11 protein-coding genes are annotated in these 14,229 nt (G+C 52.2%); 9 read left to right on the forward strand and 2 right to left on the reverse strand.

Translation table 11 applies throughout. The features are described 5' to 3' along the window. Positions 1 to 48: 48 nt before the first annotated feature. Positions 49 to 648, reverse strand: coding sequence for a 5'-deoxynucleotidase (yfbR, locus tag DCH402_RS06545; RefSeq protein ID WP_040003426.1), 600 nt, complete (start codon positions 646 to 648; stop codon positions 49 to 51). Positions 649 to 793: 145 nt separating this feature from the next. Then, positions 794 to 2,008 (reverse strand): pyridoxal phosphate-dependent aminotransferase, encoded by a 1,215-nt coding sequence (locus DCH402_RS06550; RefSeq protein ID WP_012769130.1) that lies wholly within the window; start codon positions 2,006 to 2,008, stop codon positions 794 to 796. A 1,337-nt stretch (positions 2,009 to 3,345) separates the two neighbouring features. Between DCH402_RS06550 and lrhA the strand changes: the two genes are divergently transcribed. The 9 genes from lrhA (at position 3,346) to nuoI (ending at position 14,227) form a co-directional block, all read left to right on the forward strand. Further along, complete coding sequence (gene lrhA / locus DCH402_RS06555) at positions 3,346 to 4,275, forward strand: transcriptional regulator LrhA (protein WP_040000411.1); 930 nt, start codon at positions 3,346 to 3,348, stop codon at positions 4,273 to 4,275. A gap of 648 nt (positions 4,276 to 4,923) precedes the next feature. Then, on the forward strand, positions 4,924 to 5,367 hold the full coding sequence (locus DCH402_RS06560; protein ID WP_012769133.1) for an NADH-quinone oxidoreductase subunit A: 444 nt from the start codon (positions 4,924 to 4,926) through the stop codon (positions 5,365 to 5,367). A gap of 18 nt (positions 5,368 to 5,385) precedes the next feature. After that, the gene (locus tag DCH402_RS06565; RefSeq protein WP_012769134.1) at positions 5,386 to 6,060 is read left to right on the forward strand and encodes a NuoB/complex I 20 kDa subunit family protein; all 675 of its coding nucleotides are present in this window, start codon (positions 5,386 to 5,388) and stop codon (positions 6,058 to 6,060) included. A 117-nt stretch (positions 6,061 to 6,177) separates the two neighbouring features. Further along, complete coding sequence (nuoC, locus tag DCH402_RS06570) at positions 6,178 to 7,977, forward strand: NADH-quinone oxidoreductase subunit C/D (RefSeq protein ID WP_040000412.1); 1,800 nt, start codon at positions 6,178 to 6,180, stop codon at positions 7,975 to 7,977. A 2-nt stretch (positions 7,978 to 7,979) separates the two neighbouring features. Next, a complete protein-coding gene (gene nuoE, locus DCH402_RS06575) occupies positions 7,980 to 8,510 on the forward strand; it encodes an NADH-quinone oxidoreductase subunit NuoE (RefSeq protein ID WP_033576343.1) in 531 nt (176 codons plus the stop codon). Continuing rightward, positions 8,507 to 9,856 carry an NADH-quinone oxidoreductase subunit NuoF gene (gene nuoF / locus DCH402_RS06580; RefSeq protein WP_040000413.1) on the forward strand — a complete coding sequence of 450 codons (1,350 nt, stop codon included), beginning with the start codon at positions 8,507 to 8,509 and terminating at the stop codon, positions 9,854 to 9,856. Before nuoE ends, nuoF begins: the two co-directional genes overlap by 4 nt. 114 nt (positions 9,857 to 9,970) lie before the next feature. Continuing rightward, positions 9,971 to 12,697, forward strand: coding sequence for an NADH-quinone oxidoreductase subunit NuoG (gene nuoG, locus DCH402_RS06585; protein WP_040003428.1), 2,727 nt, complete (start codon positions 9,971 to 9,973; stop codon positions 12,695 to 12,697). Next, on the forward strand, positions 12,694 to 13,668 hold the full coding sequence (gene nuoH, locus DCH402_RS06590) for an NADH-quinone oxidoreductase subunit NuoH (RefSeq protein WP_012769139.1): 975 nt from the start codon (positions 12,694 to 12,696) through the stop codon (positions 13,666 to 13,668). The genes nuoG and nuoH overlap by 4 nt, the downstream gene beginning before the upstream one ends. Positions 13,669 to 13,684: 16 nt before the next feature. Then, positions 13,685 to 14,227 (forward strand): NADH-quinone oxidoreductase subunit NuoI, encoded by a 543-nt coding sequence (gene nuoI / locus DCH402_RS06595; protein ID WP_012769140.1) that lies wholly within the window; start codon positions 13,685 to 13,687, stop codon positions 14,225 to 14,227. Positions 14,228 to 14,229: the final 2 nt, after the last annotated feature.

Genomic DNA, 14,229 nt, shown 5'->3' on the forward strand with positions numbered 1-14,229 from the left:
ACAGCCTGAGGTATGATTCAGGTTGTCCGGTTTTGTTTTCGGCGGCGGTCAAAGAGGCGATTCTTGACTGATCTCATCCAGCGACAGGCTAAAACTCGGAATAAACACCGTCATAAAATAATCCATTTCCGGGCTCTGGCGTTGTTGCAGCGTCTTTTCCAGTCGGGTTTTAGCCAGCAGAAACTCGTTATTGCCCGCCGACAACTCTTCCAGACATTTCAGGTAAGCACAAAGCGCATCCGCCTGTTTAACAATGGCATGTTCCTCTTCACTGATGTGGGATTCATCCAGCAACGGGCTGAAGTCCTGCTGTAGTTCAGCAGGTAGCATGGTAATCAGGTTGTGGCGGGCGATTTTTTCAATTTTTTTATATTCGTGGGCGATTTGCGCATTGTAATACTTGATGGGAGTCGGCATATCGCCGGTGAGGACTTCGCTGGCATCATGGTACATCGCCAGTAAAGCGATGCGGCCGACATTGATATTGCCATTGAATTTGCGATTTTTGATTACCGCAAGCGCATGTGCGACGAATGCTACCTGCAGGCTGTGCTCGGAGACATTCTCTGTTCGGACATTGCGCATCAGCGGCCAGCGACTAATCAGTTTCAGGCGGGATAAATGGGCGAAGAAGTGACTTTGAACCATAAACATCTCTCAGCGTACGGCATGAAGGTTCATTGTGGCGGCTCCGGCATCAAGAAGCAAATCAGGCCGGATACAGCACAGGAAAATAGCAATACGCCGCTTGAGAAGAGGCGTCCGGTGCCGATTGACACCGGACGTTGTTCATTTACTGGTGATAACCTTCCAGAAAACGGCCGAACTTGTTGATGGCCATTTCCAGTTCGTCAACCCGCGGCAAGGTCACGATACGTAGATGGTCCGGCTCCGGCCAGTTGAATGCGGTGCCTTGTACCAACAGCACTTTTTCCTGCAACAACAGGTCTAGCACCAGTTTTTGGTCGTCATGAATATTGAATCGCTTAGCATCAATACGAGGAAACATGTACAGCGCGCCACTCGGTTTGACGCAAGAGACGCCTGGAATCTGATTGATCAGTTCCCAGGCCCGATTGCGCTGTTCATACAGACGACCACCCGGATGAATGAACTCGCTAATGCTTTGGTAACCGCCCAGAGCCGTCTGTATGGCATGTTGCATCGGTACGTTGGCACACAAACGCATCGACGCCAGCATTTCCAGCCCTTCAATGTAACCGCGGGCGTGTTTTTTCGGCCCGTTCAACACCATCCATCCCTGACGGAACCCGGCTACGCGGTAGGTTTTGGACAGGCCGTTAAATGTGACGGTCAGCAAATCCGGAGCCAGTGCGGCAATGGAATGATGCTGTGCATCGTCATAAAGAATCTTGTCGTAAATCTCGTCGGCAAAAATAATTAAGCTATGCTGACGGGCAATTTCAACCACTTCCAGCAACAGTTCTTTGCTGTATACCGCCCCGGTAGGATTGTTCGGGTTGATAATGACGATCCCGCGGGTTCGAGGGGTGATTTTGCTGCGGATGTCGTCTAAATCCGGGAACCAACCTGATTCTTCATCACAACGGTAGTGCACGGCATGTCCGTTGGAAAGCGAAACGGCGGCAGTCCACAAGGGGTAGTCCGGTGCGGGCACCAGCATTTCGTCGCCAGTATTGAGCAACGCCTGCATTGATTGAACAATCAGCTCGGATACACCGTTACCGATGTAAACGTCTTCCAGCGTGATGTCGCGCATATCGCGGGCTTGGTAGTGCTGTACGATGGCTTTACGGGCGGAATAGAGCCCTTTAGAGTCGCAGTAGCCTTGTGCCGTCGGCAAGTTGCGGATCACATCCACCAGGATCTCATCCGGCGCTTCAAACCCAAAAGGTGCCGGGTTGCCGATGTTCAGCTTGAGTACTTTATTGCCTTCTTCTTCCAGTCGTTTTGCTTCTTTTAGTACTGGTCCGCGAATATCGTAACAAACGTTTTCCAGTTTTTTCGATTTTTCTATTGGTAACATGTAACAAACCTTTTACAGGATCCTGTTCCTGATGAGTAATCGCCTAACCCGACTAATGTACTCTTCCCGCCGTGTGTTTTGAAGAATCATTACAATGGCTGTGACGTTGCTTCCTGGATAATGGTTACCAGCGAAACAGCGATAAATGGCACGTATTGTTAACGGAATGTTCTGGAAATGTGCGTCGATTTTTGTTTTTCGTCTTATCTTAACTGGATGCTGGGGTCATAAAAAAAGTCATCTGATATCGGTCAATTATTCGGCCTGACTCGCATAATGAGGCATTAATCATCTTCACGTTGCGGCTGAAGGAATAATCTCAGATGCAATTGGCGTATTTTTTATACCTGATTTAAACGCTGAAACCGGTATCATAAAATGATAGCGCGTGTTGAGGTTATAAAAACCATTTTCTAAATACGGTAATGTTTGAAACAAGCTGATGTTTCTCACATCGAAAATCGCCGGACACTCTTTTGTCGATGATAAAATAAAAGAGAGAGGCAACTCGCTGATAATAAAAAGTGGAGTTATTTAATCGAATAGCGTAAATGGCCGGAAGGGAATAAACGAAACCAGTATATCTTATTGCCGATAAGATAAATTTTTTACTGCGGGGGCCTTCTACGTGTAACTTCATAAACGTTTATGTTACATGCGGTGTCTTTGCATTATTTTTGTTTTTTTACAAAAAATAACAATATTTACATAAAAAATGGGTCGTCAGTTAATAGTAACTCGCTGTATTAAAGGTGTTTGTGCGTGGCGAAGGCCGATTTTTTACCAGTGTGTCCCACATGAGATAATTCTGTCGGATAGGTTGGATTCATCAAGTCAATTGATGATTTTTGTTACTTTATTAAAACAAGGTTTCAATTTTAATAATGTATGTTGAGGCTGTGCCGATGTTTTGCATGTAATGTCTTTTTCAAGCAAACGGAGAATCAATGATGCACAAAGTATGCGTCAAAAGTGAAAAGTAAGAGATGTCGTATATTTCTATGAAGACGTTTTTAAAGTAAAAACAATCAAAATCTTATATCTCAGGGTTGTAAATTGTGGCTAAGTGAGACGGCTGGTGTTTTTTGAGTTTTTATTTTATTATCTAAAATAAATAAAAAGGTTGTTTTTGAGAGTTTGATTACGTAATAAGATGCTTGAATAAGGAGGTTGGGGGGAGAGAGACGATTCGAAGAAAGGAATATTCATAACCTTTTGTCGAAACCGTTCGTCTGCGATACTGTCCGTCTTTTATTGTGCATCCGGTCCTTGCCGGGGCATCGACATCAACACCAGGTATGTTTGTTAAAAATTAAAATAGATAAGTGAAGAGCCGTATGACAAATACAAGTCGCCCTGTCCTCAACCTTGACCTTGATCTGTTGAGAACGTTCGTCGCTGTTGCAGATTTGAATACGTTTGCGGCAGCCGCTGTTGCTGTGTGTCGAACACAGTCGGCAGTAAGCCAGCAGATGCAGCGTCTGGAACAGCTGATCGGTAAGGAGCTGTTTGCCCGTCATGGGCGAAATAAGCTGCTAACCGAGCATGGCATCCAGTTTCTTGGGTATGCCAGAAAAATTCTGCAGTTCAATGATGAGGCTTGCGCCTCACTGATGTATAGCGATATCCAGGGAACACTGACCATCGGCGCATCGGATGACACGGCGGATACCATTCTGCCTTTCATCCTGCAGCGTGTGACTACGGTGTTTCCAAAGCTGTCGATTGCGGTCAGTATTAAACGCAGCGCAGAAATGGCGGATATGCTGCAACAGGGGAAAATTGATCTGGTCATTACCACGTCCAATGCCGAGGATTTACCCCATGTGTTGCTGCGTACATCACCGACGTTGTGGTATTGCGCGGCCGATTATCAGTATCAACCGGGTGAAACCGTTTCGTTGGTTGTACTGGATGAACCGAGTCCGTTCCGCACGCTGGCGCTTGATCAACTGACGGCTGCCGGTATTCCATGGAAGATTTCTTATGTCGCCTCTACCCTGTCCGCCGTGCGTGCAGCAGTAAAAGCCGGTCTGGGGATTACGGTACGCTCGGTAGAGATGATGAGCCCGGAACTGCGTGTACTGGGTGAAGAGGAAGGATTGCCGAAACTACCTGATACTCGTTACTACCTGTGCAAGAACCCAGATCATGATAACGATCTGACTAATGCCATTTTCAGTGCTATCGAGTCTGGCACGCGTTCTCATCTGCTGCCGGTTAGCTCGGCGGCGGAAAACGAGATGCGGAATCCCCCCACCGAATAATTCATTAACAGATATTATCTGACTCTTGGCGTAGCAGGGCGATGAGCCACGCTACGCTTTGTTTATTCATCTCTCGCTTTTGACTACGGTTGTGTTGAACATCGTAGCCTATCCTCGTCGTCCTCTGGCTACCCACTATTGTTTACCTCATCAGATGTGTTCCCTTATTATTAAAACTGCATTTCTTTTTTTTAAATCTATGTTGATTGAATGAAAAGGTTAATGGATGAACAATCAACATGGTTTTTTTACTAACATAAATGAAAAAAGTGTGCCCTGGATCAAAAAATACCCCTATTAACACTATGGGGGAACAGGAATTCTTGCCGAAAATGATATAGTCACCCGGCCTATAAGGGCTTTCTGCAGGAGGAATCGTTAACGTAGGGCGATTAACTGACTCGATTTAGTTACCGCATTACACACAAAATGTTAACGAAACCACGTGCATGTAAAGTAATGTGCTGTTATTTTTAGTGGCGTTGAAAATAAGGTTACATAACAGGGAATCAGACCGCATTAAAGCGCTTCTTAACCTTATAAGTTGTGGCGTTTTTGTGGCGAAAAATCCTTCCTTTTAATCGATGTGGCGACAAACTGCCGAGCAAAGAGCAGGTGTCCGGTCACTTTTGATGAGTAAGCAAGAGTATGTCAACAACTACTGAAGTCCTCGCCCATCACTGGGCTTTTGCGCTATTCGTTATCGTTGCTGTAGGTCTCTGCGGCTTTATGTTGCTCGGCGGTTTCCTGTTAGGAGGAAGAGCCCGGGCGCGACACAAAAACATTCCTTATGAATCAGGTATCGATTCCGTCGGCTCCGCACGGTTGCGTCTCTCCGCCAAGTTTTACCTGGTTGCTATGTTTTTCGTTATTTTCGACGTTGAAGCCCTCTACCTTTATGCCTGGTCTGTTTCTATCCGGGAGAGTGGGTGGATAGGCTTCGTCGAGGCTACAATTTTCATTTTGGTGCTGTTGGCTGGTTTGGTCTATCTGGTGCGTATCGGCGCGTTGGACTGGACGCCTGTGCGTTCCAAAAGACAAGTCGTGAAATCCAATGTCGTGACTCAGACCACCAACACTCATCAGCAGTAATAGCGAGGCAATTAGAAGATGGATTATACGCTCACCCGCATTGACCCGGACGGTGAGAACGACCGTTACCCCCTCCAGAAGCAAGAGATTGTCGGCGATCCGCTTGAACAGCATGTCAATCGCAGCGTTTTCATGGGCAACCTCGAACAGTCGCTGCACAGCATGGTCAACTGGGGGCGCAGCAATTCCCTGTGGCCTTATAACTTCGGTCTTTCCTGCTGTTATGTGGAAATGGCGACGTCATTTACTTCGGTGCACGACGTTGCGCGCTTTGGTTCCGAAGTTATTCGCGCTTCACCGCGTCAGGCGGATTTTATGGTCGTGGCCGGTACGCCGTTCTTAAAAATGGCGCCGGTCATTCAGCGTTTATATGACCAGATGCTGGCACCTAAATGGGTTATTTCCATGGGGGCCTGTGCGAATTCCGGCGGTATGTACGATATTTATTCCGTAGTGCAGGGGGTGGATAAATTCCTGCCGGTTGATGTTTACATCCCGGGATGTCCGCCGCGTCCGGAAGCCTACATGCAGGCGTTGTTGCTGCTGAAAGAGTCTATTGGTAAGGAACGCCGCCCTCTGTCATGGGTGGTAGGCGATCAGGGGGTTTACCGCGCCAACATGCAATCCGAGCGTGAACGTAAACGAGGCGAACGCATTGCGGTAACCAATCTACGTTCTCCTGATGAGATTTGACCCCCTGTGAGTGAGGGCTGTAGTGGCTACGTAAGATCACGATAAATTCATATCACGATAAACGTGTGTAGCCATCATCAGTCACAGAAATAGCACATTTACTGTGGTGACATATTTATGACAGATTTAACGACGCACGATGTCGCTCTGCCTGCATGGCAAACCCGCGATCACCTGGATGATCCGGTCGTCGGCGAGCTGTGTAACCGGTTTGGACCAGACGCTTTTACCGTTCAGGCCACTCGCACCGGCTTGCCGGTGGTGTGGGTTAAACGCGAGCAACTGCTGGATGTAGTGGTTTTTCTGAAGAAGCAACCAAAACCCTATGTGATGTTGCTTGACCTGCATGGTGTGGACGAACGTCTGCGTACTCATCGCCAGGGCTTGCCGGACGCCGATTTTACCGTTTTCTATCACCTGATTTCGATTGAGCGCAACCGCGATATCATGTTGAAGGTGGCATTATCGGAAAACGATCTCACTATGCCGACCCTGACCAAACTGTTCCCCAACGCCAACTGGTACGAGCGTGAAGTGTGGGATATGTTTGGCATCACTTTCAAAGGCCACCCGCATCTGACGCGCATCATGATGCCGCAGACCTGGCAAGGGCACCCGCTGCGTAAGGATTTCCCTGCGCGCGCTACCGAATTCGATCCTTTCGTGCTGACCAAACAGCGTGAAGATATGGAGATGGAATCCCTGACCTTCAAACCGGAAGAGTGGGGGATGAAGCGCGGTACCAATAACGAAGACTTCATGTTCCTGAACCTGGGGCCGAACCACCCGTCAGCCCATGGTGCCTTCCGTATCATTCTGCAACTCGACGGTGAAGAGATAGTCGACTGTATTCCTGATATCGGCTATCACCACCGTGGCGCGGAAAAAATGGGGGAACGCCAGTCCTGGCACAGCTATATCCCTTATACCGACCGTATCGAATACCTCGGCGGTTGCGTAAATGAAATGCCTTATGTGCTGGCGGTGGAAAAACTGGCGGGTATCGAGGTGCCGGAGCGCGTGAAGGTGATTCGCGTCATGCTGTCCGAACTGTTCCGTATCAACAGTCACCTGCTGTATATCAGTACCTTTATTCAGGACGTCGGCGCCATGACGCCGGTGTTCTTCGCGTTTACCGATCGCCAGAAAATCTACGATCTGGTCGAAGCCATCACCGGTTACCGCATGCACCCGGCCTGGTTCCGTATTGGTGGTGTAGCGCACGACCTGCCGCGTGGATGGGAACGTTTACTGCGTGAATTTCTCGACTGGATGCCGGCACGTCTGGATACCTACATCAAAGCGGCGCTGCAAAACAGCATCCTGAAAGGACGTTCGCAAGGTGTCGCCGCCTACAACGCCAAAGAAGCGTTGGAGTGGGGCGTGACCGGTGCCGGCCTGCGTGCTACCGGCATCGACTTCGACGTGCGTAAAGCGCGGCCTTACTCCGGGTATGAAAACTTCGATTTTGAGGTGCCGGTAGGTGATGGCATCAGCGACTGTTACAGCCGGGTAATGTTGAAAGTGGAAGAGCTGCGCCAGAGTTTGCGTATTCTGGAGCAGTGCCTGAAGAATATGCCGGAAGGTCCTTTCAAGGCCGATCATCCATTGACTACGCCGCCGCCGAAAGAGCGCACGCTGCAACACATTGAAACGCTGATCAACCACTTCCTGCAGGTTTCCTGGGGGCCGGTGATGCCGGCTAACGAATCATTCCAGATGATCGAAGCCACCAAGGGAATTAACAGTTACTACCTGACCAGCGACGGCAACACCATGAGTTACCGAACCCGTATCCGTACGCCAAGTTTTGCACACTTGCAGCAAATTCCGGCGGTGATTCGTGGCTGTCTGGTATCCGACCTGATCGTGTACCTTGGTAGTATTGATTTTGTCATGTCAGATGTGGACCGCTAATTATGCACGAACATAACAACACTCAGGATCCTATCGATGCTCCGGCGCAGGCCGCCAGCGATGTTTTTGTGTTAAGTGACACAGAGCGCGACGCTATCGAGCATGAAAAACACCACTATGAAGATGCGCGTGCCGCATCGATTGAAGCGCTGAAAATTGTTCAGAAACAGCGCGGTTGGGTGCCGGATGGCGCGATTGACGCCATTGCCGAGATTCTCGGTATTCCAGCTAGCGATGTCGAAGGTGTAGCGACGTTTTATAGCCAGATTTACCGTCAGCCGGTTGGCCGGCATGTGATCCGCTACTGCGACAGCGTGGTGTGCCATATCACCGGTTATCAGGGTATTCAGGCTGCGCTGGAGAAAAAACTGAATATCAAGCCTGGTCAGACAACATTTGACGGTCGCTTTACGTTATTGCCGACTTGCTGCCTGGGGAACTGCGACAAGGGGCCGACCATGATGATCGACGAGGACACCCACAGTCAGTTGAAGCCTGATGATATCGATTCATTACTGGAGCAGTATCAATGAGTAAAAACATTGTTCTGACGGCTGAGCAGCATCCTTTAACCTGGCGCCTGCGTGCGGATAAACAGCCGGTGTGGCTGGACGAATACCGCAGCAAAAATGGTTATGCCGGTGCGAAAAAAGCGCTGACCGGTATGGCACAGGATGAGGTCGTCACCCTGGTTAAAGATGCCGGCTTGCGTGGTCGCGGCGGCGCAGGTTTCTCCACGGGTCTCAAGTGGAGCCTGATGCCGAAAGACGAAAGCATGAACATCCGCTATCTGCTGTGTAACGCGGATGAGATGGAGCCAGGCACTTACAAAGATCGACTGTTGATGGAGCAGATGCCGCATCTGCTGGTGGAAGGCATGCTGATCGGCGCTTATGCGCTGAAAGCTTATCGCGGTTATATCTTCCTGCGCGGCGAATACGTTGAGGCGGCGGCCAATTTGCGTCGTGCTATCGCTGAGGCAACGGAAGTCGGGCTGCTTGGCAAAAATATCATGGGCACCGGCTTTGATTTTGAGCTGTTTGTCCATACCGGCGCGGGTCGTTACATTTGCGGTGAAGAAACCGCACTGATCAACTCACTGGAAGGTCGTCGCGCCAACCCGCGCTCTAAACCACCGTTCCCGGCTTCTGCCGGTGCGTGGGGTAAGCCCACCTGCGTTAATAACGTAGAAACGCTGTGCAACGTACCTGCCATTATTGAGCATGGCGTTGAGTGGTATCAGGGGCTGTCGGCTGGCAAGAGCAAAGATGCCGGCACCAAACTGATGGGCTTCTCCGGCCGTGTGAAAAATCCAGGTCTGTGGGAATTACCGTTTGGCACGACCGCCCGTGAAATCCTGGAAGATTATGCCGGCGGTATGCGCGATGGCCTGACCTTAAAAGCGTGGCAGCCTGGTGGAGCGGGTACCGATTTTCTGACCGATGCACATCTCGACTTGCCGATGGACTTCGAAAACATCGGGAAGGCGGGTAGCCGTCTGGGTACGGCGCTGGCGATGGCGGTTGATAATGAGATCAACATGGTATCGCTGACCCGCAATCTGGAAGAGTTTTTTGCCCGTGAGTCCTGCGGCTGGTGTACGCCTTGCCGTGACGGCTTGCCGTGGAGCGTGAAGATTTTGCGTGCACTGGAGCGTGGTGAAGGGCAACCCGGCGATATTGAAACGCTGGAACAATTGTGCCGCTTCCTGGGGCCGGGCAACACCTTCTGCGCCCATGCGCCAGGGGCGGTCGAACCGTTGCAGAGCGCCATTAAATATTTCCGGGACGAATTCGAGGCAGGCATCGCCAGACAGGTTGTCAGTAACGCCAAACCGATTGGCGGTATTCAGCCCAACCTGCTGAAACAGCGCTGGTAATCACGTTGCCCGGTGTGTTGAGCATCATGCCGGGAATAAACGTCGGTTCATCCCGCAGACAGAATTTTTGATTAGTGCCCGCCTGAGGTGGGCTGTTATGGAAGCATGCTGACTATGGCAACGATTCATGTAGACGGCAAAGAATATGAAGTAGACGGAGCGGATAACCTGCTGCAGGCTTGTCTGTCTCTGGGACTTGATATTCCTTACTTTTGCTGGCATCCGGCGCTGGGGAGCGTCGGTGCTTGCCGCCTGTGTGCGGTCAAGCAGTATCAGAACGCGGAAGATACCCGTGGTCGTCTGGTAATGTCCTGTATGACGCCAGCGTCGGATGGCGCTTATATCGCTATTGACGATGACGAAGCAAAGCAGTTCCGCAAAACCATTGTGGAATTTCTGATGACCAACCACCCGCACGACTGTCCGGTGTGTGAAGAGGGCGGGAACTGTCATCTGCAGGATATGACCGTGATGACGGGCCACAACTTCCGTCGTTACCGTTTTACCAAGCGTACGCATCACAATCAGAACCTCGGCCCGTTCATTTCTCATGAAATGAACCGTTGTATCGCTTGTTACCGCTGCGTGCGGTATTACAAAGATTACGCCGATGGTAAAGACCTGGGTGTTTACGGTGCGCATGACAACGTCTATTTCGGTCGCCCGGAAGACGGGGTGCTGGAAAGCGAATTTTCCGGCAACCTGGTGGAAGTGTGTCCGACCGGGGTCTTCACCGACAAAACCCATTCCGAGCGTTATAACCGTAAATGGGATATGCAGTTCGCGCCGAGCATTTGTCAGCAGTGCAGCGTGGGTTGCAATACCAGTCCGGGTGAGCGCTACGGCGAGTTGCGTCGTATCGAAAACCGCTATAACGGCAGTGTGAACCACTATTTCCTGTGCGATCGCGGTCGTTTCGGTTATGGCTACGTCAACCTGAAAGACCGTCCTCGTCAGCCGTTGCAACGTCGCGGCGATGACTGGATTGCCCTGAACGCCGAGCAGGCATTGCAAGGCGCGGCCGATGTGTTGCGTCAGGCTAAGCGCGTGATCGGTATCGGTTCGCCGCGCGCCAGCGTAGAAAGCAACTTTGCGTTGCGTGAGCTGGTCGGCGCCGACAACTTCTACACTGGCGTGTCGCAGGCGGAGCAAAATCGTCTGCAACTGATGCTGAAAGTGTTGAAAGAGAGTGGTGTGCGTACTCCTTCTCTGCGTGAGATCGAAAGCTACGACGCCGTGCTGGTGCTGGGTGAAGATCTGACCCAGACCGGGGCGCGCATTGCGCTGGCGGTGCGTCAGGCGGTGAAAGGCAAAGCCCGTGAAATGGCAGCAGCCCAGAAAGTGGCCGACTGGCAGATTGCGGCGATCCTGAACATCGGTCAGCACGCCAAACATCCGCTGTTCGTCACTAACGTCGACAGCACCCGTCTGGACGATATCGCCGCCTGGAGCTATCGCGCGCCGGTGGCGGAACAGGCCCGACTCGGTTTTGCGATTGCTCATGCGCTCGACAATACCGCGCCGGCGGTCAGCGATTTGCAGGCCGATCTCAGCCAGAAAGTGGACGTGATTGTTCAGGCGCTGGCGGGCGCCCGCAAGCCGCTGATCGTCTCCGGCACCAACGCGGGTAGCAACGATGTGATTGCCGCCGCCGCCAACGTCGCCAAAGCGCTGAAAGGCCGCGGTGCCGATGTCGGCATTACCTTTGTAGCCGCTTCCGCCAACAGCATGGGTGTAACCATAATGGGCGGTGGTTCGCTGGATGAAGCGCTGTCGCAGTTGGAAACCGGTGAGGCCGATAGCGTGGTGGTGCTGGAAAACGACCTGTATCGTCATGCGCCGGCTGCCCGTGTGGATGCCGCGTTGGCGAAAGCCGCCAACCTGATTGTGCTGGATCATCAACGCACTGCGATCATGGATAAAGCCAGTCTGGTGTTGTCCTCCGCCAGCTTTGCAGAAAGCGACGGCACGCTCATCAGTCAGGAAGGGCGCGCCCAGCGTTTCTTCCAGGTCTATGATCCGACCTACTACGACAGCAAGGTGGTCATGCTGGAAAGCTGGCGTTGGCTGCATTCTCTGTACATCACGTATAACAGCCGTCAGGTGGACTGGACGCAACTGGACCACGTGATTGACGCCTGTGTTAACGCGCTGCCGCAGTTGGCCGCGATCAAAGACGCGGCGCCGGATGCGTCGTTCCGCATCAACGGGCAGAAGCTGGCGCGTGAACCACATCGTTACAGCGGCCGTACCGCCATGCGCGCTAACATCAGCGTGCATGAGCCGCGTCAGCCGCAGGACCACGACACCATGTTCACCTTCTCAATGGAAGGGAACAACAGTCCGCTGGCTGATCGTCAACAGGTGCCGTTTGCCTGGGCGCCGGGCTGGAATTCGCCGCAAGCGTGGAACAAATTCCAGGATGAAGTGGGCGGACATTTGCGCCACGGCGATCCGGGCGTACGGATGATCGAAGCCGGCGAAGGTTCGCTGCCGTACTTCAGCCAGATCCCCGCACCGTTTGCTCCGCAGCAAGGGCAGTGGCAGGTTGCGCCTTACTACAACCTGTTCGGTAGCGATGAAATGTCGCAGCGCTCTGCTGTTATCCAGCAGCGTATGCCGCAGGCTTGTGCGGTAGTGAATCAGGCTGATGCCGCATTGTTGGGCGTTAATGCCGGTGCGTTGCTGGACATCACCTGTGGTGGTCAGACTCTGCGCCTGCCGGTACGGTTGAGCGCCGAACTGCATCAGGGCCAGATTGGTTTGCCGCTGGGCTTCCCGGGCGTTGCTCCGGTGCTGGCGGGTGCGACCGTTGAAATGCTGCGGGAGGCTGCACAATGAGTTGGTTGACTCCGGAAGTACTGGATATTCTGGCTACCGTCGGCAAAGCAGTCGTGATTCTGCTGGTCGTGGTAAGTTGCGGCGCGTTGATGAGTATGGGGGAGCGCCGCTTGCTGGCGCTGTTCCAGGGGCGCTATGGGCCTAACCGCGTAGGCTGGGGCGGTTCGCTGCAACTGGTGTCGGACATGCTCAAGATGTTCTTTAAGGAGGACTGGACGCCGCCGTTTGCCGATAAAGTGATCTTCATATTGGCACCAGTGATCGCGTTTACGTCGCTGCTGTTATCGTTCGCGATCGTACCGGTCAGCCCGACCTGGCAGGTCGCCAACCTGAACATCGGGGTGCTGTTCTTCCTGATGATGGCGGGTTTGGCGGTTTATGCTGTGTTGTTCGCTGGCTGGTCCAGTAACAACAAATACTCGCTGCTGGGGGCGGTGCGCGCCTCTGCGCAGACGCTGAGTTATGAAGTGTTCCTCGGGTTGTCGCTGATGGGCGTGGTGGCTCAGGCCGGTTCGTTCAATATGGCCGATATCGTTAACGCGCAGTCCACCGTGTGGAACGTTATCCCGCAGTTCTTTGGCTTCGTTACCTTTGCGATCGCGGGTGTGGCGGTGTGTCACCGTCATCCTTTCGACCAGCCTGAGGCTGAACAGGAGCTGGCGGACGGCTACCATATTGAATATGCCGGTATGAAATTTGGCCTGTTCTTTGTGGGTGAATACATCGGTATCGTGACGGTTTCTGCACTTATCGTAACGTTGTTCTTCGGTGGCTGGCAGGGTCCTTTCCTGCCGCCGTTCGTCTGGTTTGCGTTGAAAACAGCGTTTTTCATGATGATGTTCATCCTGATTCGTGCTTCGCTGCCACGTCCGCGTTATGACCAGGTGATGGCCTTCGGCTGGCGAGTGTGCCTGCCGCTGACGCTGCTGAACCTGCTGGCAACCGCCGCGGTCATTCTGTACAACGCTTGATAGGGGTGAATAAACCATGACACTGAAAGAGCTTTTGATTGGTTTCGGCACCCAGGTACGCAGTATCTGTATGGTGGGTTCCAACGCGTTTAAGAAGCGTGAAACCAAAATGTATCCGGAAGAGCCGGTAAATCCACCGCCGCGTTTCCGTGGTCGTATCGTGCTGACCCGCGATCCGGACGGCCAGGAGCGCTGCGTAGCCTGCAACCTGTGCGCCGTGGCCTGCCCGGTAGGGTGTATCTCCCTGCAGAAGGCGGAAATGAAGGATGGCCGTTGGTATCCGGAGTTTTTCCGCATTAACTTCTCCCGTTGCATTTTTTGCGGCATGTGTGAAGAGGCCTGCCCGACGACGGCTATTCAACTGACCCCCGATTTCGAAATGGGTGAGTTCAAGCGTCAGGATCTGGTGTACGAAAAAGAAGATCTGCTGATCTCGGGGCCGGGTAAATATCCGGAATACAACTTCTACCGGATGGCCGGTATGGCTGTTGATGGGAAAGAGAAGGGCGAAGCCGAAAACGAAGCCAAACCCATTGACGTTAAAGGCCTGCTGCCCTAAGG

The organism is Dickeya chrysanthemi NCPPB 402, from assembly GCF_000406105.1.
In the GTDB taxonomy this organism is placed as follows: Bacteria; Pseudomonadota; Gammaproteobacteria; order Enterobacterales; family Enterobacteriaceae; genus Dickeya; species Dickeya chrysanthemi.

Coding starts and splice junctions, on each gene's coding strand:
- yfbR (WP_040003426.1), bottom strand. CDS start 648: ATGGTTCAAAGTCACTTCTTCGCCCATTTATCCCGCCTGAAACTGATT.
- DCH402_RS06550 (WP_012769130.1), bottom strand. CDS start 2,008: ATGTTACCAATAGAAAAATCGAAAAAACTGGAAAACGTTTGTTACGAT.
- lrhA (WP_040000411.1), top strand. CDS start 3,346: ATGACAAATACAAGTCGCCCTGTCCTCAACCTTGACCTTGATCTGTTG.
- DCH402_RS06560 (WP_012769133.1), top strand. CDS start 4,924: ATGTCAACAACTACTGAAGTCCTCGCCCATCACTGGGCTTTTGCGCTA.
- DCH402_RS06565 (WP_012769134.1), top strand. CDS start 5,386: ATGGATTATACGCTCACCCGCATTGACCCGGACGGTGAGAACGACCGT.
- nuoC (WP_040000412.1), top strand. CDS start 6,178: ATGACAGATTTAACGACGCACGATGTCGCTCTGCCTGCATGGCAAACC.
- nuoE (WP_033576343.1), top strand. CDS start 7,980: ATGCACGAACATAACAACACTCAGGATCCTATCGATGCTCCGGCGCAG.
- nuoF (WP_040000413.1), top strand. CDS start 8,507: ATGAGTAAAAACATTGTTCTGACGGCTGAGCAGCATCCTTTAACCTGG.
- nuoG (WP_040003428.1), top strand. CDS start 9,971: ATGGCAACGATTCATGTAGACGGCAAAGAATATGAAGTAGACGGAGCG.
- nuoH (WP_012769139.1), top strand. CDS start 12,694: ATGAGTTGGTTGACTCCGGAAGTACTGGATATTCTGGCTACCGTCGGC.
- nuoI (WP_012769140.1), top strand. CDS start 13,685: ATGACACTGAAAGAGCTTTTGATTGGTTTCGGCACCCAGGTACGCAGT.